Origin of the sequence: Pseudoduganella danionis (assembly GCF_009720775.1) — a bacterium.
In the GTDB taxonomy this organism is placed as follows: Bacteria; Pseudomonadota; Gammaproteobacteria; order Burkholderiales; family Burkholderiaceae_D; genus Rugamonas; species Rugamonas danionis.
This window is the reverse complement of record NZ_WNKW01000002.1, coordinates 102,358-123,205: the sequence shown is the minus strand read 5'-3', so window position 1 is coordinate 123,205 and position 20,848 is coordinate 102,358. Positions and strand designations below refer to the sequence as shown.

Here is a 20,848-nt window from a genome sequence, read left to right as displayed (position 1 = left end):
CACCCAAGAAATTAAAAATTAGTATATTTTTTAACGACTCCGGATTTCGGTGAACTGAACCGGCGTCGCTCCTTAAACAACCTCAGGCCCCATGCCAGAATGGCGGGGCCTTAGGGCCTAGCTAGCGTCCTCGATGCTGCCTAAGGACAATAAAAAAGCCCGATTCTGCTTAATTCCACTGCTCGTTCGTGCTCGCTGCTATCCGCCCCCGGTTCAGGCTGCCTTTTTATGGCTGGCAGCTTGGTCCGAAGGCAAAATTTGTTGGCCGATTATATATAAGTAGACTACCACGCTCAAGAAATAATCTATATCAAGATTTCGACTTGCTAGGCTTACCACACTTCCGATAGAAAAACCCTATTTTGGCCCTTTTCGTGGTAAATCAAAGCGGATTATGGCCTCGCCACTTGACGTCATGCGCGCCTGGGGACGGAACGCGTGTCCATAAATGACCTCAAAAGTGAGCGCTAACTTGCCATCCGCACGGCGTCCGCGCTCCAGCGCAGCCAGCATGCGCTGCCAGCGCTGGCGCCCCATCAGGCCACGCGGCACGGTAGCCAGCGGGTTGCCACCGAGCGCACGTACATCGGCCAGCAGGGCTTGCGCCGTGTCGTAGGTGACGGTGATGGTTTCCATATCGAGCACGGGGGTGGCAAAACCGGCGTCCACCAGTTGGTCGCCGAAATCGTGCATGTCGACGAAGGGCAAGGTATGTTCGGCCAGATCCGCCTCGGCAAACGCGGCGCGCAGCTCACGCAGACTGTCCGGGCCGAAGCAGGAGAACATCAGCAAGCCGTTCACGCGCAGCACGCGGCGCCATTCAGCAAACACGCGGTCCGGCTGCGGGTGCCAGTGCAGCGCCAGATTCGACCACAGCAGATCGACACTCAGATGGCCCAGCGGCAGCTCGGCGAAATCAGCACACAGCAGGTCCACGCCAGCCTTGGCCGGTAGCAGCTTGCTCAGCAACTGGTTCAGCGAAGAGCCACGACTGCCCGGCTTCTGCGCCGCCTGCAACATGGGTAGAGCCGCGTCCACACCCAGTATCTGGGCGGCGGGATAGGTTTTTTGCAACTGGGGCAGGTCGGCGCCCGTGCCACAGCCGGCATCGATCAGGCGCTGGGGGGCAATTTTGACCAGTTCCAGTCGGTCGAACATGCGCGAGGCAATTTCACGGCGCAGGAAATCCGCCGCGGCCACGCGCTGCGGGCGGCGAAACAGGCTGCGTACACGCTGCAGATCAATAGGAGCACTAAGTTTGGGAGCTTGGGCAGGGGCTTGCATGGTGATGAGGACGATGTAATGCGATAATGTCGGCAGTGTACATGGTTGGAGACTCTCGCGTCCGGAGGCTGCTATGTCTGCCGCTGCACCGCCAGCACCAGCGCGCCTGCCGCGCAGTCTGGCTAACTTTGGGCGCCGCACTGCGCAGCGCCTGCTCGATGCCCTGCTACCGCCTGCCTGTGCCCTGTGCGGCGACGCCGAGGCGGGCGCCCTGCTGTGCCCCGCTTGCTGCGCGCAGTTTTTCAGCGCTGCCGCCAACGGCTTGCGCTGCGCCTGCTGCGCCAATCCGTTGCCGCAATTGCCACCCGCAACGCTGGATGCCAGCGCGTTGCACGCAGCAGACGCCGTGCCGGCCCAGCCGGCCGGACCGGCCACGACAGAACCGGTGCTGCCGCAGCTATGCGGCCAGTGTCAGCAGCAACGGCCAGCCTATGCGCGGACCGTGGTGGCATGCGACTATGCGCTGCCGCTCGACCAGCTCGTGCTGCAGCTGAAATTCGGCCAGCGGCTGGCCTACGCAGGACTAATGGCACAGCAGTTGCGCGATGCCGTGCTGCGCCAGCCTGGCTACCGCCTGCCCGAACTGCTGTGCCCCGTGCCGCTGGGGCCGCGCCGGCTGGCAGAACGGGGCTACAATCAGGCGCTGGAAATCGCCCGTCCGCTGGCACGCCAGCTCGGCATCGCACTGGCACCACGACTGCTGCTGCGCGTGCGCGACACGGCGCCGCAAAGTCTGGTCACGGCCAGCGCGCGCCAGCACAATCTGGCCGCTGCGTTTGCCGTCAGAAGCGCGGCGCAGGTGCGCGGCCGGCACATCGGCATCGTCGATGACGTGATGACCAGCGGCAGTACCTTGCAGGAAATTGCGGCCACGCTGCAGCGCTATGGCGCCAGCCGCATCAGTAATCTGGTGTTCGCCCGTACACCGCCCCATTGAATTGCATTAAGGAGAAGCACGTGTTTCATGTCGTTTTAGTTCAGCCGGAAATTCCACCGAATACGGGCAATGTGATCCGCCTGTGCGCCAACACGGGCGCCCAGTTGCATCTGATAGAACCGCTGGGCTTTCCGCTGGAAGACTCGAAACTCAAACGCGCGGGACTCGATTACCACGAATACGCGCGCATGCAAGTACATCCGGACTGGGCGGCGTTTCTGGCCGCCGTGCAGCCGGCGCCGGAACGCATGTTCGCCATGACCACGCACGGCTCCTCGCCGTTTGCGCAAGCGAACTTCCAGCCCGGTGATGTGTTCGTATTCGGTTCGGAAACGCGCGGCCTCGACCCGGCCCTGCGCGAAAGTTTTGCTCCGGCCCAGCGCATCCGTCTGCCCATGCGGCCCGAAAACCGCAGCATGAATCTGTCGAACACGGTGGCCGTGGTGGTGTTTGAAGCGTGGCGCCAGAACGGCTATGCCGGCGGCGCCTGATACCGCAAGGGTGTCAGCCTTACAGCTTGTGCGAGCGCACTTTGGTGAGTAATTTGGTGGTGGAGCGGTCGTGTTCGAATTCGATCGCCACGGCTTCGCCGCCATACGCCAGCACCGCCAGCCCTTCGGGAATTTCGTCCATCTGGTAATCGCCGCCTTTGGCATAGATTTCCGGACGCGCCGTCAGCACGGCCTGCAAGGCCGTATCTTCATCGAATTCCACCACCAGATCGACCGATTCCAGCGCAGCCAGTACGGCCATGCGGTCGGCGCAGTTGTTGAGCGGGCGGTCATCGCCCTTGCCCAGGCGCTTGACGGAGGCATCGGTATTGGCCGCCACCACCAGCGAAGCGCCCAGAGCGCGGGCTTGTGCCAGATAAGTGACGTGGCCGCGATGCAGTATGTCAAACACACCGTTGGTCATGACCACGGGCTTGGGTAGCGCTGCCACGCGCGCTGCCAGCTGGTCGCGGCTGCAGATTTTTTCTTCGAATTGTGGCATGGGTTACTTCCTATAGTGATACTGAATCGGGTGCTGCCTTATTTGCTACTTAGTTGCTATCTGCTTGCTGATCGCCTTCTGCCGCCTCGTCATCGAGCTGCATGCTGAGCGTATCAGCCGGCGTAGCGGCGCCTTCTGCCGGCTCCTTGCGGCCGCCGTGCAGCTTGATCTGCAGGCGTAAACCGTTCACCGAGTCGGCATTGCGCAACGCTTCTTCGTAAGCGATGTAACCGTTATTATAAAGTTCGTACAGCGCCTGGTCGAACGTGCACATACCGAGTTCGCGCGACTTGTGCATGATCTCCTTGATGCCGTGGAAGTTACCCTTGAAGATCATCTCGGCTATCGTCGGCGTGTTGAGCAGGATTTCGATGGCCGCTTTGCGCCCCATACCATCTTCCGTGCGGATCAGGCGCTGCGACACGATGGCGCGCAGATTCGACGACAGATCCATCAGCAACTGGTTGCGCCGCTCTTCGGGGAAGAAGTTGATGATGCGGTCCATGGTCTGGTTGGCATTGTTCGCATGCAGGGTGCCCAGACACAGGTGGCCCGTCTCGGCAAACGCAATCGCATGCTCCATGGTTTCCGTATCGCGGATTTCGCCGATCAGAATCACGTCGGGCGCCTGACGCAATGTATTCTTCAGCGCGTTATGCCACGACAGCGTATCGACGCCCACTTCGCGGTGCGTGATCAGACAGCCCTTGTTCTTGTGCACGTATTCGACCGGATCTTCCACCGTGATGATGTGGCCGGCCGAATGGGCATTGCGGTAATCGATCATGGCGGCCAGCGTGGTGGACTTGCCCGAGCCCGTGCCGCCCACCACCAGTACCAGCCCGCGCTTGCTCATGATCACATCCTTGAGCACTTCCGGCAGGGCCAGCTTGTCGAAATTGGGGATTTCCGAAGCGATGGTACGGATTACCATGCCCACGCTCTGCTGCTGCACGAACACGTTGACGCGGAAGCGGCACACCTCGGGCAGCGAGATGGCGAAGTTACATTCGAGCTCGGTTTCGAACTCGCGCTGCTGCTTCTCGTTCATGATGGACAGCGCCAGCGCACGGGTCACATGGCCCGTCAGTTTCTGCTGGCTCAGCGGCTTCATCGCCCCCTGCGCTTTCACGCTGGGCGGAAAATCAGCCGCGATAAACAGATCGGAAGCGCCCATGTGATGCATCACCTTGAGCAGCTTGTGCAGATAGGCTTGCGCCTCTTCCGGACCAAACGGGGTAGTCATATCAGCCTTTCGATGCTTCAGAGCAACCCACATTATATAGTTGGCGGCGCGACAATCGGTCGAGATTTATTGCATACCACCATAGGCTGTGTTCAAATACCTGCATGACTCTGACCGAACTGAAATACATCGTAGCAGTTGCCCGAGCCAAACACTTCGGCCACGCCGCCGAAGCGTGTTACGTTGCGCAGCCCACCTTATCGGTCGCCATCAAAAAACTCGAAGATGAATTGGGCGTGGTGCTGTTCGAACGGGGCGGCGCGGAAATTTCCGTCACCCCGCTGGGCGCGCAGATCGTCGCTCAGGCCGAACGCGTGCTGGAACAGACCGCCGCCATCAAGGAACTGGCCAAACAGAATAAAGACCCGCTGGCCGGTCCGCTGCGTCTGGGTGTGATCTACACCATAGGCCCCTATCTGCTGCCGCCGCTGGTCAAAGGCATGATAGACAAAGTGCCGCAGATGCCGCTGATCCTGCAGGAAAACTTCACGGTACGTCTGCTGGAAATGCTGCGTCAGGGCGAGCTCGATGCCGCCATCATGGCGCTGCCGCTGCCCGAACACGGCATGGCCGTGCAAGCCCTGTATGACGAACCGTTCGTGGTGGCCATGCCGGCCCAGCACGCATGGTGCAAACGCCGCACCATCCCTGCCGACGACCTGAAAACGGAAAACATGCTGCTGCTGGGAAATGGCCACTGCTTCCGCGATCAGGTGCTGGAAGTCTGCCCGGAGATGGCGCGCTATGCCACGCCGGGCAATGGCATGCAGCGCACGTTTGAAGGCTCTTCGCTGGAAACCATACGCCATATGGTAGCCAGCGGCATAGGCCTGACCGTGCTGCCGCGCGCGTCCGTGCCTGACATGGAAAGCAAGGACGGCATGCTGCAGTTCCGCCCGTTCGACCAGCCCGTACCGTCGCGCCGCGTGGTCATCGTCTGGCGCAAGAGCTTTACCCGCAAAGCCGCGATCGACGCCGTCTGCGCAGTGGTGGCCGGCTGCAACCTGCCCGGCATTACCCCCGTCAGCGGCAGCGACTGAGGCAGCGCAAGCGCTCAGGATTTGCGATAATCGCTACTTTCCCATCCTGTAACGCACACGATGAACAAGCTGGCACTCTATTACCGTCTGGTCCGACTCGATAAACCCATAGGCACGTTGCTGCTGCTCTGGCCTACCCTGTGCGCACTGTGGATGGCTTCGAACGGCCACCCCGATCCCGTGCTGGTGCTGATCTTCTCGCTCGGCACCCTGCTGATGCGCTCGGCCGGCTGCGCCATCAACGACTACGCCGATCAGGATTTCGACAAATACGTCAAGCGCACGGCCGAACGGCCCATCACCAGTGGCCGCATCAGCGGCAAGGAAGCGCTGGCCATCGCCGGCCTGCTGGCCATCCTGTCGTTCTGCCTGATCCTGCCGCTGAATACTCTGACCAAGCAGCTATCCGTGGCCGCCGTGATCATCGCCGCCAGCTACCCCTACTTCAAGCGCTTCTTCGCCATCCCGCAAGCCTATCTGGGCATTGCCTTCGGCTTCGGCATGCCGATGGCGTTTGCCGCCATCCAGAACAGCGTGCCGCCCGTGGCCTGGCTGCTGTTGCTGGGCAATGTGTTCTGGGCCGTGGCCTATGACACGGCCTACGCCATGGTCGATCGCGACGACGATCTGAAGATAGGCATCAAGACGTCCGCCATCACCTTCGGCCAGTACGACGTAGCCGCCATCATGCTGTGCTACGCAGCCCATCTGGGCCTGCTGCTAGTGTGCGGCAAGATGCTGAACATGGGCTTGTACTATCTGGGCGGCATCGTAGTGGCTGGCGGTATCGCCGCCTACCACTACACGCTGATCCGCACGCGCGAGCGCGACGCCTGCTTCTACGCCTTCCGTCACAACAACTGGCTCGGCGCGGCCGTGTTTGCCGGCGTGCTGCTCGATTACGCGCTGCGCTAGCCGCACGCGCCGCCGTGCTGGCCGCTCGCAACGGCGCCAGCACGACACTTTGCACACAGGCAAACGCGCGCCAACACCCGCGTGCTCAGGCTACATTCGTAACTCGCGGCCCGGTACAGGCCCATCTAGAGTGAGGACAGCATGGAACATACCCAGCAAAATGGTAAAGACATAGCCGAAAGCAAAGCCGCCAGCAGCGATGCGCGCGATCGCCTGATGAGCGAACTGAAAACCGCCATAGGCGCCGCCGAAGGCTGGCTGCAGGACGACAAGGACAAAGAGCCCAGCAAGGCGCCCACGCCCGCCCAGACCCAGTTTCACGAAACCCTGAGCACGGCGCGCAAAGACTTGCAGCAGCTGCAGCACAGCCTGCAGGAGCGCGGCCGCAGCGCGGCCCAGTCGGCCGGCGCCTATGTGCACGAAAATCCGTGGAAATCAGTCAGCCTCGGTGCCGCGCTAGGCGTCATCGTCGGCCTGCTCATCGCCCGCAAATAAAATACGGGGTCAGGTCGGGCATTGGCGCAGAGCTCGCTTTGGGCTTAGCAGACTCAGCGCCAATGCCCGACCTGACCCCGCCTGTATTCATCAGCCGAAGGACGTGCACCAGCCCGCCGCTGCCACTAGACGCTTGGGGAACAGCGGGCAGCCGCCCATCTCGTCCGGGCCGTCTTCATAGATCTGGCATTTGCTGCAGCGGTCACCCGGTTTGAAGTCGGGGAATTTTTTCGGATCGACTTTGCTCGCATTGTTCACGTAGCTGAACTCGCGCGCCTGTGGTTCGTCCTCCTGCAAAGGCTGGCGATCCTCGGCCAGTGCGCTCCGCGTGGCCAGGGCCGCCAGCGCCGCCGCGCAGCTACCCAGCATGAATATCCGTCGGCTTGTCATGTCTCCCCCTCCCAGGCTTACACTAGTTTCATTCTGTCGTAGCCACGCCACAGCGTGATGTGAAATGATACAACGTTGACCCTTAGACATGCTCTATACTCGGCTGGCATTGCTTTAAATATCAAACAAAACCAACAACGAGGGGATGATATGGTTAAGGCTTTACGCGCACTCGCCATCTGTGGCGCCGTCAGTGCAGCGCTGGTCGCCTGCAGCAAATCTGAAGCGCCGCCGAGCGCCGACAAGGTCAGCGCCGATGCGGCATTCCAGAAGAAATTACAGGAACAGTTGCTTGATGCCAAGCCCGGCAGCGTGATCGACATTCCTGCCGGCAGTTATCACCTGACCAGCGGCCTGACCTTGCGCGCCAACGGCGTGACCATACGGGGCGCCGGCATGGACAAGACTATCCTCTCGTTCAAGGATCAGGTGGCTGGTCCCGAAGGCATGCTGGTGTACGCCAGCAACTTCACCATCGAAGGCCTGACCATCGAAGACTCCAAGGGCGACGGCCTGAAAATCAATGACGGCGACAACATCACCATCCGCAAAGTCAAAGTACAGTGGACGGGCGGCTCCAAAGTCACCAATGGCGCTTACGGCATCTACCCCGTCAAGACGCGCAATGTGCTGATCGAAGACTGCGTGGCCATCGCCGCATCGGACGCCGGCATCTATGTGGGCCAGTCGAACGGCGTAGTGGTACGCCGCTCGCGCGCCGAGCAGAATGTGGCCGGCATCGAAATCGAAAACACCGTAAATGCCGACGTGTACGACAACGTGGCCACCAATAACACGGGCGGCATCCTGGTATTCAACATGCCCAACCTGTCGCAGCCCGGCCATAGCACGCGCGTGTTCAAGAACAAGGTGGACAAGAACAATCTGGGCAACTTCGCTGCACGTGGCACGGCCGTGGCCAGCGTGCCGGCCGGTTCCGGCATCGTCATCAACTCCAATTCCAAAGTGGAGATTTTCGATAATGACGTGACGGACAACCAGACGGCCAACGTGATCATCTCCAGCTACCACTCGACCGGCTACTTCACGGAAAAAGGTGTGGCCAGCAATTACGACCCGTATCCGAAAGCCATCTACGTGTACGGCAACCGCTTCAAAGGCGGCGGCGATTCGCCGGATGGGCTGGACCTCAAAGCCCTGAAGATCGCCATGTATGGCCTGAGCGGCCATCTGCCCGATGTGCTGTGGGATGGCTATGTGGATACCAAGCTGCTGGTCAAAGGCCAGTTGCCGGCCGAGCAGCGCATCTGCATCCAGAACGATGCGGAAGTGCTCAACGCCGATGGCCCCAACAAATACAAGAACCCCAGCAAGGATAGTGCACCGTTCCGCTGCGAACTGGCCAAACTGCCGGCCGTCTCGATTACCCAGCTGGCGGCGCAATCGTGATGCGGTGGCAGTGGAAACAGGGCGCCGTTGCGACGGCGCTGTTGGCCATGGCCGCCGGTGCCGCGCTGGTGTTGAGCGGCTGCACGCGCAGCCAGCCTGAAGTGAGCTTCATCACCGAGGGCAATCCGGCCAAGCTCAGTGACTGGCACCTGATGGCCGTCAATAGCGGCCGGCTGAATCTCAACGCTGGCGTAGTGCCTTATGATCTGAACACGCCGCTGTTCACCGACTACGCCCAGAAGCTGCGCACCATCTGGATGCCGAAAGGCGTGAGCGCGACCTATGACGCCGAGAACACATTCAACTTCCCGGTCGGCACCATCATCAGCAAGACCTTCTACTATCCGAAAGAAGCCGGCGGCGGCAAAGCCGTACTGGCCACTTACGATAGCAGCCGCAGTGGCGGCGACCGGCTCGATCTGGCCCATGTGCGGCTGGTGGAAACCCGCTTGCTGGTACGCCGCGCCGATGGCTGGATTGCCCTGCCCTATGTGTGGAATGCCGATCAGACTGACGCCGTACTGGCGCGCACGGGCGAGCAGATCCCCGTCGAAGTGCTGCACGAAGACCAAACCCGCAAGCCGCTCACCTATGTGGTGCCGAACGTGAACCAGTGCGCGGCCTGCCACGTGGCCGACATCAAATCGCGCCAGTTCCAGCCCATAGGCCCGAAAGCGCGCCATATGAACCGCGACTATAGCTACGATGGTGTGAGCAGCAACCAGTTGGCCTATCTGGCCAAGATGGGCTACCTGACAGGCCTGCCGCAAGATCCCGCCAAGACTGTGCCGCGCAACGCCAACTGGCGCGACAGCAGCCAGCCGCTTGATGCGCGTGCGCGCGCCTACCTCGACATCAACTGCGCCCACTGCCATAACGACAAGGGCGCAGCGAATACCACGGCACTGCATCTGAATATGGGCGCACCGGCCAATCTGCATCTGGGTCTGTGCAAGCCACCTGTGGCGGCAGGCGCCGGTACGGGCGGGCATACGTTCGGCATCTATCCGGGCAAGCCAGATGATTCGATCATGGTGTATCGCCTGAACAGCGCGGAGACAGGCGTGATGATGCCGGAACTCGGGCGCGGCTCGGTGCACCGCGAAGGCGTGGCGCTGATCAAGGAGTGGATCGCTGCGATGAAACAGGGCTGCGACCAGCGCTGAGCCTAAGGCCGTGTGCCGCGCCGCCCGGCTGCGCTGCTGCGCTGCCGCGCGGCGGCACTCGGGATATTTGCTAGCTGGCGGCGCCCAGTTCGTCGCCCATTTCCTTGCCGCGTGCTGCGGCCGCCTTCATCGCCTGAATAATCGCCGGCTTCACGCCCGCCGCTTCCATACTGGTCAGCGCGGCATAGGTGGTGCCGCCTTTGGAGGTCACGCGTTCACGCAGCAGCGTTACCGGTTCGTCCGACTGCTGCGCCAGTTGCGCTGCGCCCGTAAAGGTGGCCATGGCCAGTTGCTTACCCTGCTCGGCACTGAGACCCATTTCCTGCGCCGCCTGCTGCATCGCTTCGATGAAGTAGAACACATAGGCCGGGCCGCTGCCGGAAACTGCCGTCACTGCATCGATCTGGGCTTCATCGTCGAGCCACACGGTAGGACCGACGGCACGCAGAATATCGTCGGCCGCCTGCTTCTGCGCAGCGCTCACACCGGCCGTAGCCACCATGCCAGTGATGCCCATGCCGATCAGCGCGGGCGTATTCGGCATGCAGCGCACGATGGGGCCATAGCCGCCCAGCCAGCGCGACAGATCGGCGCCACGGATGCCGGCCGCAATCGATACGATCAGCGGCTGGCGCTCAGGCACGGCCTGCAGCAAAGGCAGCAACTGGGCTGCGACGGCGCGCATGGCTTGCGGCTTCACTGCCAGCACTATGACGTCGGCCGCAGCAGCGACGGCATCGGCCTGCTCCGCCGTCGTCACCCCGAACTGCTGCTGCAGCCGCACCAGCGCTTCTGCACTCGGGTCGGCCACATGGATATGTGCACCGGCCGTCAGTTTGTTGGCCAGCCCCGCGATCAGGGCAGAGGCCATATTGCCGCCGCCGATAAATGCTATTTTCATACTTGTCATATTCGACCTACTCAAGCCTTGTGATAATTTCGTGAACCGAAAATGGCGCTGCCCACCCGCACGATGGTGGCCCCTTCCACGATGGCGGCGCGCAGATCGGCCGACATGCCCATCGACAGGGTATCGAGTGCCAGTCCTTCGGCGCGCAACTGCTGGTACAGCGCCCGCAGCGCGGCAAACGCCGCACGCTGCTGGGCATAGTCCTCGACCGGCTCAGGGATCGCCATCAGGCCACGCAAGGTCAGATTGGGTAGCGCGGCAACCTTGTGGGCCAGCGCTGAAAGTTCTTGCGGGGTCACGCCGCTTTTGCTGGCCTCCCCGCTGATATTTACCTGCAAACAGATCTGCAGCGGTGCCAGTCCGGCCGGACGCTGCTCGGACAGGCGCAGGGCGATTTTTTCGCGCTCCACCGTGTGTACCCAGTCGAAATGCTCGGCGATAGGCCGCGTCTTGTTGCTCTGGATAGGACCGATGAAATGCCATTCCAGTTTGGGCGCGCCGGCATCCTGCACAGCCTTGATCTTGTCCACCCCTTCCTGCAGATAATTCTCGCCAAATGCGCGCTGCCCGGCTGCCACCGCTTCCAGCACGGCGTCAGCACCAAAGGTCTTGGACACGGCCAGTAGTTGCACGGATTCGGCAGGTCGACCGGATTCTTGTGCTGCGGCAACAATTGTGGTGGCGATCGCTTGCAAGTTCTGGGGAATCAGAGACATAATCAGTAGATAAAGGTTGTAAACCGGCAAGCGTCATGAAGACGCTCCACCATGTCAGGCACAGGAATTATAAATGGACATCACCGAGCTACTCGCATTCTCCGTCAAGAACAAGGCCTCGGACCTGCACCTTTCGGCCGGTTTGCCGCCCATGATACGGGTGCACGGCGACGTGCGCCGCATCAATCTGCCGCCGCTGGAACACAAAGACGTGCACAGCATGATCTATGACATCATGAACGATGCCCAGCGCAAGGCTTACGAGGAAATGCTCGAGTGCGATTTCTCGTTCTCGATTCCCGGTCTGGCCCGTTTCCGCGTGAATGCCTACAATCAGGAGCGCGGCGCTTCTGCTGTGTTGCGTACCATCCCGTCCAAGATCCTGACGCTGGAAGAACTCAACGCGCCCAAGATCTTCGCCGACTTCTCGCTCAAGCCGCGCGGTCTGGTGCTGGTGACGGGGCCAACCGGTTCCGGTAAATCCACCACGCTGGCCGCCATGGTCAACCATCTCAACGAAAACGAGTATGGCCATATTCTGACCATCGAAGACCCGATCGAATTCGTGCACGAATCGAAGAAGTGCCTGATCAACCAGCGCGAAGTGGGCCCGCACACGCTGTCGTTCAATAACGCGCTGCGCTCGGCCCTGCGCGAAGACCCCGATGCGATTCTGATCGGCGAGATGCGCGATCTGGAAACCATCCGTCTGGCCCTGTCGGCCGCCGAGACGGGCCACCTGGTATTCGGTACGCTGCACACCTCTTCGGCCGCCAAGACTATCGATCGTATCGTCGACGTGTTCCCGGCCGACGAAAAGGAAATGGTCCGTGCCATGCTGTCGGAATCGCTGCAGGCAGTGATTTCCCAGACCCTGCTGAAAACCAAGGATGGCAGTGGCCGCGTGGCGGCGCACGAGATCATGGTGGCCACTCCGGCCATCCGTAACCTGATCCGCGAAGCCAAGGTAGCGCAGATGTATTCCGCCATCCAGACCGGCAGCAATGTCGGCATGCAGACGCTGGACCAGAACCTCAGCGATCTGGTGCGACGTAATGTGATCAGCGCGGCGGCGGCACGCAGCGCGGCCAAGTCGCCCGATAACTTCCCCGGTTAATTCTCCACACTAGGACAGGACGCACCATGGAACGCGATCAGGCCTCTAAATTCATGTTCGACCTGTTGCGCCTGATGACCAGCAAGAAGGGTTCGGACCTGTTCATCACGGCCGGCTTCCCGCCTGCCATCAAGATCGACGGCAAGCTCACGCCCGTCTCGGCGCAGGCGCTGACGGCCGCGCACACCACCGATCTGGCCCGCTCCATCATGAACGACAAGCAGGCCGCGACGTTCGAGCTGACCAAGGAAGCCAACTTCGCCATCAGTCCCGGCGATCTGGGCCGCTTCCGCGTTTCCGCTCTGGTGCAGATGGGTTCCGTGGCCATGGTGCTGCGCACGATTAACACGGAAATCCCCCAGCTGGAAAGCCTGGGCCTGCCGCCTGTGCTCAAAGATATCGTGATGGCCAAGCGCGGTCTGGTCATCATGGTGGGCGCCACCGGTTCCGGCAAATCGACCACGCTGGCGGCCATGGTGGGCCACCGCAATGAAAACAGCTACGGCCACATCATCACCATCGAAGACCCGGTCGAATACGTGCACCCGCACCGCAACTGCATCGTCACCCAGCGCGAGGTGGGCGTCGATACGGAAGACTGGGAAGTGGCGCTGAAAAATTCGCTACGGCAGGCGCCCGACGTGATCCAGATCGGCGAAATCCGCGACCGCGAAACCATGGACCACGCGATCGCGTTTGCCGAAACGGGCCACCTGTGTCTGGCCACGCTGCACGCCAACAGCGCCAATCAGGCACTCGACCGCATCATCAACTTCTTCCCCGAAGAACGCCGCCAGCAACTGCTGATGGATTTGTCGCTGAACCTGAAAGGCATGGTGTCGCAGCGCCTGATTCCGCGCAAGGAAGGCGCGGGCCGCGTAGTCGCCATCGAAATTCTGCTCAATTCTCCGCTGATTTCGGACCTGATCTTCAAAGGCCAGATCCACGACATCAAGGAACTGATGAAAAAATCGCGCGAACTGGGCATGCAGACGTTCGACCAGTCGCTATTCGATCTGCACGAGGCGGAGCTGATCAGCTACGAAGATGCGCTGCGCAATGCCGATTCCGTCAACGACCTGCGCCTCGCCATCAAACTGGAAAGCAAGACGGCACGTAACCGTGACCTGAGCGCAGGTACCGAACATCTGGGCATCATCTGATGACTACTATTTTCGACTACAGCGCCGATACGCTGGCCGGCACCCCGGCCAGTCTGGAGCAATACCGCGGTCAGGTTCTGCTGATCGTCAACACGGCCAGCCAGTGCGGCTTTACACCGCAGTACAAAGGGCTGGAGGCGGTCTACCAGCAGTTCAAGCAGCGCGGCGTGACGGTACTCGGCTTCCCGTGCAACCAGTTCGGCCAGCAGGAGCCGGGACAGGCCGACGAAATCGGCGCCTTCTGCGAAAAGAATTACGGCGTGAGCTTCCCGCTGTTTGCCAAGATCGACGTGAACGGCGATCAGGCCCACCCGCTGTTCCAGCGGCTCAAAAAAGACGCCCCCGGCATCCTCGGCACGCAGGCCATCAAATGGAACTTCACCAAATTCCTCGTGCGTAAAGATGGTCGGGTCTACAAGCGCTATGCGCCCAGCACCACACCGGAACAGCTAATCACCGACATCGAAGCCCTGCTCGCAGAATAAGTCGCCATGCCACCACACGAGGAAAACCGGCGCCCATGACGCTGTTCGAAAAAATACAGTCGCGCTGGATGCGCACGGGGATGTACGCGCGCATGTTCATCCCCGTTTTCATCATTATCGTGATTGCGCTCAGCGTGCGCTACTCTATGTTGTACGGCAACGAGACCGAGTATGCCAACCAGCGCTACCAGCGCGATGCAGGCGATCTGGTCACCTATATGCACAAGGCGCTGCTGCCATCGCTGCAAGTACGCGACCGTGCCGCGCTCGATAACACGCTGGCCAGCGCCATGCTGCTGGAGGCCGATCTGGCCGCCGCCCACCTCGATTATCCGGGCGGCCATCTGGAGGCGCTGCGCAGCCAGCCCACGCTGGCCGAATATCCGGCCTGGTTTGCCCGCCTGGGCGGCATCACGCCGCAGCAGCGCACGCTCGATTTGGGCAATGCCAAGCTGGTACTGAGCTTTGTTCCTACCCTGCCGCTGACACAGGTGTGGCGTACGCTGCGCCAGCAGGCCGTCATCACGACCGGAAACATCATCATCATCTACACCCTGCTCGGCCTGCTCATCTACGCCAACACGCGCATGCTGCGCCGCGTAACGGATGGCACGGCGCGTTTTCAGGATGGCGACTACGGCGTGCGCCTGCCTGTCAGCGGCACGCTGGAAGCGCGCACGCTGGCCATCAGCTTTAACAACATGGCCCAGCGCATGCAGTCGCTGGTGCACAAGCTGCAGCAAAGCCAGAGCCAGCTCAGTGCCCAGCTAACCCAGACCCTGCAGGTACAGGCCACGCTGCAGACAGAGAAGGAACGCATCGAAGTCACGCTGGCCTCGATCGGCGATGCGGTGATCACCACCGACCTGTCAGGCCGCATCGCCAGCATCAACGTGATGGCGCAGCAGCTCACGGGCTGGCAGCAGGAACACGCGCGCGGCATGGAGCTGCATCAGGTGTTTGTGCTGGCGAATAACTTCGGCCAGCATTCGCTGCTCAAATCCATGGCCGCCATCTACGCGGGCAGCTCCGTCATCAAGGTGGGCAACCAGAGCATGCGCAACCGCAACGGCCAGCTCTACACGGTGGAATACACGGCCAATGCCATCCGCTCGGGCGCGGACGAGATCCAGGGTGCCATACTGGTGTTCCGCGACGTGACGGAACGGCGCCAGCTCATGCAGCAGATTTCGTGGCAGAGCAGCCATGACGTGCTGACCGGCCTGCCCAACCGCACGGCCCTGACCACCCGCTTCGAGCAGGAAGTCTTCCACGCTCGCGAAGAACACTACCCGCTGGCCGTCTGCCTGTTCGATCTGGACCGCTTCCAGCAGGTCAACGATACGCTGGGCCAGCACATCGGCGACGAAGTGCTGAAACAGGCAGCCAGCCGGCTGCATGACTTTGCCGGCCCGCGCCATTATGTGGCCCGTCTGGGCGGCGACGAATTCGTCATGCTGCTGCCCCAGCTCGATGATAGGCTGGCCACCGAACAGGCACTGGAACGCCTGCTGGCCGAACTGTCGCGCCCCTATCTGTGCAATGGCCAGCAGGTCAGCATGTCGGCCAGTGCCGGCGTGACCATCTATGGCGGCAGCGAAGTCAGTGCCGACAGCCTGCTGCGCCAGGCCGACCAGGCGCTGTATCAGGCCAAGATCACGGGCCGCAACCGCGCCCACTTCTTCGATGCCGATCTGGACGAGCAGGTACGTACCCACCACAACCGCCGCACCGAAGTACGCGCCGCCGTGCGCGCGGGCGAACTGCGGCTGTACTACCAGCCCAAGCTCGATATGCGCAAAGGCCGCATCATCGGCATGGAAGCGCTGGTACGCTGGGCCCATCCGGAGCGCGGCATCGTCGGACCGATGGAATTCCTGCCCATCGTCGAGCATAGCGATGTGATCGTCGATATCGGCGAATGGGTGCTGCGCGAAGCGCTGCGCCAGTTGCAGCAGTGGCGCAGCTACGACGCCGAGTGGGTGGTCAGCGTGAACATCGCGGCGCGCCATTTCCAGCGTCCCGACTTCGTGCCCAAGCTGAAAACCATACTGGCCGAATACCCCGACGTGCCGGCCCATATGCTGGAACTGGAGATACTGGAGTCGTCTGCCCTCAGCGATATGGCCCATGTACGCAACATCATGCTGGACTGTCAGGCGCTGGGCATCAGCTTTGCGCTCGATGATTTCGGCACCGGCTATTCGTCCATGTCCTACCTCAAGCGGCTGCCGGCCGATGTGCTGAAGATAGACCAGAGCTTTGTGCGCAATATGCTGGTGGACCGCGACGACCTGCATCTGGTCAGCGCCGTGATCGGGCTGGCCCGTTCCTTCGGATTGGGCGTGATCGCCGAAGGCGTGGAGACAATAGAACACGGCGCCATGCTGATGCGCCTCGGCTGCGATCTGGTACAGGGCTACGGTATCGCGCGTCCCATGCCGGCCAGCGAAGTGCAGCCATGGGTGGACAACTTCGGCAGCGCCGATGTGTGGCAGGCCGCTGCGCAACTACCGCCCATCGTCAATCTGCACCACGAACATGCGCTGGGCACGAGCCAGATTCCAGCCTTGCAGCAAAGCTAGTTCAGCGCCCGCTCCAGCAATTCTATCCAGTGCATGACGGGCGTTTGAGTACCCGTCTGCAAGTGGGCGCTACAGCCCACATTGGCCGAGACGATCGTGCTGGCGCCCGTATCGGCCAGACTGGCCAGCTTGCGGTCACGCAGCTGGCGCGAGAGTTCCGGCTGCAGCAGCGAATAGCTGCCGGCCGAGCCGCAGCACAGATGGCTGTCGGCGCACAGCACCACATCCACCCCGACCGCACGCAGTATCGCTTCTACCTTGCCGCGTATCTGCTGGCCGTGCTGCAGCGTGCATGGCGGGTGGTAGGCCACCCGTTCGTTCAGCCGCGTACGCAGCGCCAGTTCCGCTTCGAATTCCGCCAGCACCTCGCTCAGGTCGCGCGTGGCGGCTGCTACCTGCTGCGCCTTGGCAGCATAAGCCGCATCATGCGCCAACAAGTGGCCATAATCCTTGACGGTGGCACCGCAGCCAGACGCCGTCATCACGATGGCTTCCACCGTCCCATCCTGCAGCATGGGCCACCATGCATCGACATTGCGCCGCATATCGTCGAGCGCTGCTTCATGCTCGTTGAGGTGGTGGCGCAAAGCACCGCAGCAGCCGGCACGGGGCGCCACCAGCAGCTGCACGCCCAGCGCATCGAGCACGCGCGCCGTGGCGGCGTTGATGTTGGGCGCCATAGCTGGCTGGGCACAACCGTCCAGCACCAGCATCTTGCGCGCATGGCTGCGTGCAGGCCAGACCCCGGCAGGCTGCCGCGCCGGCAGCTTATCCTGCATGGCCGGCGACAGCAGCGGCTTGACCAGCCGGCCTGCCGCCAGCGCCGCGCCAAACACGGCCTTGCGCGACACCCCTTCGCGTACCAGCAAGCGCTGCATGCGCTGCATGAAAGGCCGCTGCACGCGCTGCTCCACCACCTTGCGGCCGATATCGACCAGACGGCTGTATTTCACGCCGGACGGGCAGGTGGTCTCGCAATTGCGGCACGTCAGGCAGCGGTCCAGATGCTGCTGAGTTTTGGCCGTGATCGGTGCACCTTCCAGCACCTGCTTGATCAGGTAGATGCGGCCGCGCGGGCCATCGAGTTCATCACCGAGTAGCTGATAGGTAGGACAGGTGGCCGTGCAGAAGCCGCAGTGCACGCAGGCGCGCAGGATGGCATCGGCCTCTTCGCCTTCGCGGGTGTTGCGGATGAAGTCAGCGAGATTAGTCTGCATGGCGCTCTCAGTACATGCGGCCGGGGTTGAAGATACCGGCCGGATCAAACGATGCTTTCAGCCGTTCATGGATGCGCATCAGCGGCGCGCTGAGCGGATGGAATACGCTGACAGGCTTATGCTCGCTGCGGTACAGCGTGGCATGGCCGCCGGCAGCGGCTACCGTGCGGCGTATCGCTTCCTCCTGCGCTTCGTCGCATGCCGCCGTTTTCAGCCAGCGCTGTGCCCCGCTCCATTCGATCAGCTGTTCACCGCCGAGGATCACGGCACTGGCCGCAGAGGGCAGCGACAGCCGCCACAAACAGCCAGCGCTGAAGTGCGGGTGGGTCTGGTCGCGCAGTGCGGTCCAGAATGCGTCGGCATGTTCGAGCGGCGCGCCGCCCATGCGCTGCTGCGCTGCCGCCACGGCAGCCCGCGCACCGGACAGGCGCACTGCCAGCACGCCCTGATACCAGCAACTGGCCGAAATCGGCAAAGGCTGGCCGGCCCATTCATTCAGGCGGCGCAGCGCGTCGATCTCGCTCAGATCAAAACGCAAGCTGGTTTCGCACAGCGGCAGCGGCAGCACCTTGAGCGAGACTTCAAGGATCAGGCCCAGCGTACCGAGCGATCCGGCCAGCAAGCGCGACACATCATAACCGGCCACGTTTTTCATCACCTGCCCGCCAAAACGCAGCATGGTGCCCTGCCCGTCCATCAGCACAGCACCCAGCACGAAATCACGCACGGCGCCCGCACTGGCACGGCGCGGACCGGACAGCGCACTGGCCACGACGCCGCCTATGGTCGAACCTGCGCCAAAGCGGGGCGGCTCGAACGCCAGCATCTGCTGGTGTTCGGCCAGCAGCGCTTCGATCTCGGCCAGCGGCGTGCCGCAGCGTACGGTGATGACCAGTTCCGTCGGTTCGTAGGACACTACACCCGCATAAGCGCGGGTATCGAGCACTTCGCCTTGCGGCGGCTGACCATACCAGTCCTTGCTGCCGCTGCCGCGCAGGCAGAGCGGCGTACCGGCGGCACTGGCCGCGCGGATACGCTCGGCAAATTGCGCGGCAATGGCGGCATAGTCATGCGCCGGCGTTGCGCCACTCGCCGCAGTGCCCGCGGCGCTCGCTGCGTCCGGTATAGCCTTGTCTACTGTCGTCATATTCGTCAGGCCTCCTCAGAAGCGCGGCAGATAGGCAAACGGCAGCTTGCCGCCGCTGACGCGCATCTTGCCGAATTCCGCACAGCGGTTCAGCGTCGGTATCGCCTTGTCAGGATTGAGCAGCCGCGCCGGATCGAACGCGCGCTTGACGCCGAAGAAGGCTTCCAACTCGGCCGGCGCGAACTGCGCGCACATGGAATTGATCTTCTCTATGCCCACCCCGTGCTCGCCGGTGATGGTGCCCCCCACTTCCACGCACAGCGCCAGTATCTCGGCGCCAAACGCTTCGGCCCGTTCGAATTCGTCAGGAATGTTCGCGTTGAACAGGATGAGCGGGTGCAGATTGCCATCTCCCGCATGGAACACATTGGCGCAGCGCAGGCCGTACTTCACTTCCATCTGCGCGATGCCTTCCAGTACCTGCCCCAGTCGCTTGCGCGGGATGGTGCCATCCATGCAGTAGTAGTCGGGCGATATGCGCCCGGCTGCCGGGAAGGCATTCTTGCGGCCGGACCAGAACTTCATCCGTTCCACTTCCGACTGCGACACAGCAATCGCACTGGCACCGGCCTGCTGCAGCACGGCCGACATGCGCGCGATTTCTTCTTCCACTTCCTCGGCCGTGCCATCGGCTTCGCACAGCAGGATGGCGGCCGCTTCGGTGTCATAACCGGCATGCACGAAAGGCTCCACCATGCGCGAGGAAGTCTGGTCCATCATTTCCAGCCCGGCCGGAATAATGCCGGCCGCGATCAGCGCAGCGACGGCATTGCAGCCTGCCACCACCTCGTTGAACGAGGCCATGATGACGCGTGCGCAGGCCGGCTTGGGCACCAGTTTTACCGTCACTTCGGTGACGATACCGAGCATGCCTTCCGAGCCTATGAATACGGACAGCAGATCCAGCCCTGCCGCATCGAGCGCTTCGCTGCCCAGTTCCACCACCTCGCCTTCTATCGTCACCATGCGCACGCGCAGCACGTTGTGCACGGTCAGGCCGTATTTCAGGCAGTGCACCCCGCCCGAGTTCTCCGCCACATTGCCGCCTATGGTGCAGGCGATCTGCGAGGAGGGATCGGGCGCGTAGTACAGCCCATGCTGGGCCGCTGCATCGGAAATCGCCAGATTGCGCACGCCGGGCTGCACCACGGCCGTACGCGAATAGGCATCCATGCGCAGGATGCGGTTGAGGCGCGCCGTAGATAGCACTACCCCGTCCGCGATCGGCATGGCGCCACCGGACAGCCCCGTGCCGGCGCCACGCGGTACGATGGGCACCTGCAGTTCGTGGCACAGCTTGAGCACGGCCACGATCTGCGCCTCGCTATCGGGCAGCACCACGATCAGCGGCATCTGGCGGTAGGCGGCCAGACCGTCGCACTCGTAGGGACGGGTATCTTCGGGGTCGGACAGGATGGCACCGGGCGGCAGCACCTGTAGCAAGGCGGCGGCCAACTGGACGCGGCGGGCGGAAAGCGCAGCCGGCGAGGCCGCGGCCGCTGTAACTGTGGTGACTGGGGTGGCTGTGTTCATGGAGCGGGCACCTGAAAGCACGGGATCAGAACAGAATTGTAAGCACAAATGTGGGGTCGATCCGGCCCGCCGGTGAAATACAAGCGCAAACTGTTGTAT

20 protein-coding genes are annotated in these 20,848 nt (G+C 62.1%); 11 read left to right on the top strand and 9 right to left on the bottom strand.

Annotated elements, in window-relative coordinates; all coding sequences use genetic code 11:
- Positions 1-357: 357 nt before the first annotated feature.
- Entirely contained in the window at positions 358-1,284 is a 927-nt protein-coding gene (locus tag GM655_RS08775) for a methyltransferase domain-containing protein (RefSeq protein ID WP_155434303.1), read from the bottom strand.
- A gap of 73 nt (positions 1,285-1,357) precedes the next feature.
- Between GM655_RS08775 and GM655_RS08770 the strand changes: the two genes are divergently transcribed.
- Positions 1,358-2,221, top strand: coding sequence for a ComF family protein (locus tag GM655_RS08770; protein ID WP_155434302.1), 864 nt, complete (start codon positions 1,358-1,360; stop codon positions 2,219-2,221).
- Between the two features lie 20 nt (positions 2,222-2,241).
- Positions 2,242-2,712, top strand: coding sequence for a tRNA (uridine(34)/cytosine(34)/5-carboxymethylaminomethyluridine(34)-2'-O)-methyltransferase TrmL (gene trmL, locus GM655_RS08765; RefSeq protein WP_371866757.1), 471 nt, complete (start codon positions 2,242-2,244; stop codon positions 2,710-2,712).
- A gap of 19 nt (positions 2,713-2,731) precedes the next feature.
- Here the strand turns inward: trmL and rfaE2 are convergent, their stop codons facing one another.
- Positions 2,732-3,214, bottom strand: coding sequence for a D-glycero-beta-D-manno-heptose 1-phosphate adenylyltransferase (gene rfaE2, locus GM655_RS08760; RefSeq protein ID WP_155434300.1), 483 nt, complete (start codon positions 3,212-3,214; stop codon positions 2,732-2,734).
- 49 nt (positions 3,215-3,263) lie between these two features.
- On the bottom strand, positions 3,264-4,460 hold the full coding sequence (locus GM655_RS08755; protein ID WP_155434299.1) for a PilT/PilU family type 4a pilus ATPase: 1,197 nt from the start codon (positions 4,458-4,460) through the stop codon (positions 3,264-3,266).
- Positions 4,461-4,564: 104 nt separating this feature from the next.
- On the opposite strand from GM655_RS08755, the gene GM655_RS08750 reads away from it, so the two are divergent.
- The 3 genes from GM655_RS08750 (at position 4,565) to GM655_RS08740 (ending at position 6,910) form a co-directional block, all read left to right on the top strand.
- Positions 4,565-5,500, top strand: coding sequence for a hydrogen peroxide-inducible genes activator (locus GM655_RS08750; RefSeq protein WP_155434298.1), 936 nt, complete (start codon positions 4,565-4,567; stop codon positions 5,498-5,500).
- 60 nt (positions 5,501-5,560) lie between these two features.
- Complete coding sequence (gene ubiA / locus GM655_RS08745) at positions 5,561-6,415, top strand: 4-hydroxybenzoate octaprenyltransferase (RefSeq protein ID WP_155434297.1); 855 nt, start codon at positions 5,561-5,563, stop codon at positions 6,413-6,415.
- Positions 6,416-6,556: 141 nt separating this feature from the next.
- A complete protein-coding gene (locus GM655_RS08740) occupies positions 6,557-6,910 on the top strand; it encodes an ElaB/YgaM/YqjD family protein (protein ID WP_155434296.1) in 354 nt (117 codons plus the stop codon).
- Positions 6,911-7,000: 90 nt separating this feature from the next.
- Here GM655_RS08740 and GM655_RS08735 read toward each other — a convergent pair whose 3' ends face one another.
- Complete coding sequence (locus GM655_RS08735; RefSeq protein ID WP_155434295.1) at positions 7,001-7,300, bottom strand: high-potential iron-sulfur protein; 300 nt, start codon at positions 7,298-7,300, stop codon at positions 7,001-7,003.
- A gap of 150 nt (positions 7,301-7,450) precedes the next feature.
- On the opposite strand from GM655_RS08735, the gene GM655_RS08730 reads away from it, so the two are divergent.
- Together GM655_RS08730 and GM655_RS08725 are read left to right on the top strand one after the other, a co-directional pair.
- Complete coding sequence (locus tag GM655_RS08730) at positions 7,451-8,710, top strand: parallel beta-helix domain-containing protein (protein ID WP_155434294.1); 1,260 nt, start codon at positions 7,451-7,453, stop codon at positions 8,708-8,710.
- Entirely contained in the window at positions 8,710-9,876 is a 1,167-nt protein-coding gene (locus GM655_RS08725) for an SO2930 family diheme c-type cytochrome (RefSeq protein WP_229632520.1), read from the top strand. Before GM655_RS08730 ends, GM655_RS08725 begins: the two co-directional genes overlap by 1 nt.
- Before the next feature lie 70 nt (positions 9,877-9,946).
- Here GM655_RS08725 and proC read toward each other — a convergent pair whose 3' ends face one another.
- Together proC and GM655_RS08715 are read right to left on the bottom strand one after the other, a co-directional pair.
- Positions 9,947-10,777: a pyrroline-5-carboxylate reductase gene (gene proC / locus GM655_RS08720; protein ID WP_155434293.1), complete on the bottom strand. Its 831-nt coding sequence runs from the start codon at positions 10,775-10,777 to the stop codon at positions 9,947-9,949.
- A gap of 20 nt (positions 10,778-10,797) precedes the next feature.
- Complete coding sequence (locus tag GM655_RS08715; protein ID WP_155434292.1) at positions 10,798-11,502, bottom strand: YggS family pyridoxal phosphate-dependent enzyme; 705 nt, start codon at positions 11,500-11,502, stop codon at positions 10,798-10,800.
- A 73-nt stretch (positions 11,503-11,575) separates the two neighbouring features.
- Here GM655_RS08715 and GM655_RS08710 point away from each other — a divergent pair, with 73 nt between their 5' ends.
- From GM655_RS08710 to GM655_RS08695, 4 genes are read left to right on the top strand one after another with little or no spacing between them, the layout of a single operon-like run.
- Positions 11,576-12,619 (top strand): type IV pilus twitching motility protein PilT, encoded by a 1,044-nt coding sequence (locus GM655_RS08710; protein ID WP_155434291.1) that lies wholly within the window; start codon positions 11,576-11,578, stop codon positions 12,617-12,619.
- 26 nt (positions 12,620-12,645) lie between these two features.
- Positions 12,646-13,782: a PilT/PilU family type 4a pilus ATPase gene (locus GM655_RS08705; protein ID WP_155434290.1), complete on the top strand. Its 1,137-nt coding sequence runs from the start codon at positions 12,646-12,648 to the stop codon at positions 13,780-13,782.
- Positions 13,782-14,267, top strand: a complete 486-nt coding sequence (locus GM655_RS08700) for a glutathione peroxidase (RefSeq protein WP_155434289.1) — start codon at positions 13,782-13,784, stop codon at positions 14,265-14,267. Before GM655_RS08705 ends, GM655_RS08700 begins: the two co-directional genes overlap by 1 nt.
- 35 nt (positions 14,268-14,302) lie before the next feature.
- Entirely contained in the window at positions 14,303-16,852 is a 2,550-nt protein-coding gene (locus GM655_RS08695) for an EAL domain-containing protein (protein WP_229632478.1), read from the top strand.
- Here the strand turns inward: GM655_RS08695 and glcF are convergent.
- The 3 genes from glcF to GM655_RS08680 are packed head-to-tail and all read right to left on the bottom strand — an operon-like array spanning position 16,849 to position 20,749.
- Positions 16,849-18,069 carry a glycolate oxidase subunit GlcF gene (gene glcF / locus GM655_RS08690; RefSeq protein WP_155434288.1) on the bottom strand — a complete coding sequence of 407 codons (1,221 nt, stop codon included), beginning with the start codon at positions 18,067-18,069 and terminating at the stop codon, positions 16,849-16,851. The genes GM655_RS08695 and glcF overlap by 4 nt on opposite strands.
- Before the next feature lie 7 nt (positions 18,070-18,076).
- Entirely contained in the window at positions 18,077-19,216 is a 1,140-nt protein-coding gene (gene glcE / locus GM655_RS08685) for a glycolate oxidase subunit GlcE (protein ID WP_155434287.1), read from the bottom strand.
- A gap of 15 nt (positions 19,217-19,231) precedes the next feature.
- Positions 19,232-20,749 carry an FAD-linked oxidase C-terminal domain-containing protein gene (locus tag GM655_RS08680; RefSeq protein WP_229632477.1) on the bottom strand — a complete coding sequence of 506 codons (1,518 nt, stop codon included), beginning with the start codon at positions 20,747-20,749 and terminating at the stop codon, positions 19,232-19,234.
- Positions 20,750-20,848 lie beyond the last annotated feature (99 nt).

Excerpts from the sequence above, each read along its gene's own strand:
- GM655_RS08775 (WP_155434303.1), bottom strand. The coding sequence starts at position 1,284 with ATGCAAGCCCCTGCCCAAGCTCCCAAACTTAGTGCTCCTATTGATCTG.
- GM655_RS08770 (WP_155434302.1), top strand. The coding sequence starts at position 1,358 with ATGTCTGCCGCTGCACCGCCAGCACCAGCGCGCCTGCCGCGCAGTCTG.
- rfaE2 (WP_155434300.1), bottom strand. The coding sequence starts at position 3,214 with ATGCCACAATTCGAAGAAAAAATCTGCAGCCGCGACCAGCTGGCAGCG.
- GM655_RS08755 (WP_155434299.1), bottom strand. The coding sequence starts at position 4,460 with ATGACTACCCCGTTTGGTCCGGAAGAGGCGCAAGCCTATCTGCACAAG.
- GM655_RS08750 (WP_155434298.1), top strand. The coding sequence starts at position 4,565 with ATGACTCTGACCGAACTGAAATACATCGTAGCAGTTGCCCGAGCCAAA.
- ubiA (WP_155434297.1), top strand. The coding sequence starts at position 5,561 with ATGAACAAGCTGGCACTCTATTACCGTCTGGTCCGACTCGATAAACCC.
- GM655_RS08740 (WP_155434296.1), top strand. The coding sequence starts at position 6,557 with ATGGAACATACCCAGCAAAATGGTAAAGACATAGCCGAAAGCAAAGCC.
- GM655_RS08735 (WP_155434295.1), bottom strand. The coding sequence starts at position 7,300 with ATGACAAGCCGACGGATATTCATGCTGGGTAGCTGCGCGGCGGCGCTG.
- GM655_RS08730 (WP_155434294.1), top strand. The coding sequence starts at position 7,451 with ATGGTTAAGGCTTTACGCGCACTCGCCATCTGTGGCGCCGTCAGTGCA.
- GM655_RS08725 (WP_229632520.1), top strand. The coding sequence starts at position 8,710 with ATGCGGTGGCAGTGGAAACAGGGCGCCGTTGCGACGGCGCTGTTGGCC.
- proC (WP_155434293.1), bottom strand. The coding sequence starts at position 10,777 with ATGAAAATAGCATTTATCGGCGGCGGCAATATGGCCTCTGCCCTGATC.
- GM655_RS08715 (WP_155434292.1), bottom strand. The coding sequence starts at position 11,502 with ATGTCTCTGATTCCCCAGAACTTGCAAGCGATCGCCACCACAATTGTT.
- GM655_RS08710 (WP_155434291.1), top strand. The coding sequence starts at position 11,576 with ATGGACATCACCGAGCTACTCGCATTCTCCGTCAAGAACAAGGCCTCG.
- GM655_RS08705 (WP_155434290.1), top strand. The coding sequence starts at position 12,646 with ATGGAACGCGATCAGGCCTCTAAATTCATGTTCGACCTGTTGCGCCTG.
- GM655_RS08700 (WP_155434289.1), top strand. The coding sequence starts at position 13,782 with ATGACTACTATTTTCGACTACAGCGCCGATACGCTGGCCGGCACCCCG.
- GM655_RS08695 (WP_229632478.1), top strand. The coding sequence starts at position 14,303 with ATGACGCTGTTCGAAAAAATACAGTCGCGCTGGATGCGCACGGGGATG.
- glcF (WP_155434288.1), bottom strand. The coding sequence starts at position 18,069 with ATGCAGACTAATCTCGCTGACTTCATCCGCAACACCCGCGAAGGCGAA.
- glcE (WP_155434287.1), bottom strand. The coding sequence starts at position 19,216 with ATGACGACAGTAGACAAGGCTATACCGGACGCAGCGAGCGCCGCGGGC.
- GM655_RS08680 (WP_229632477.1), bottom strand. The coding sequence starts at position 20,749 with ATGAACACAGCCACCCCAGTCACCACAGTTACAGCGGCCGCGGCCTCG.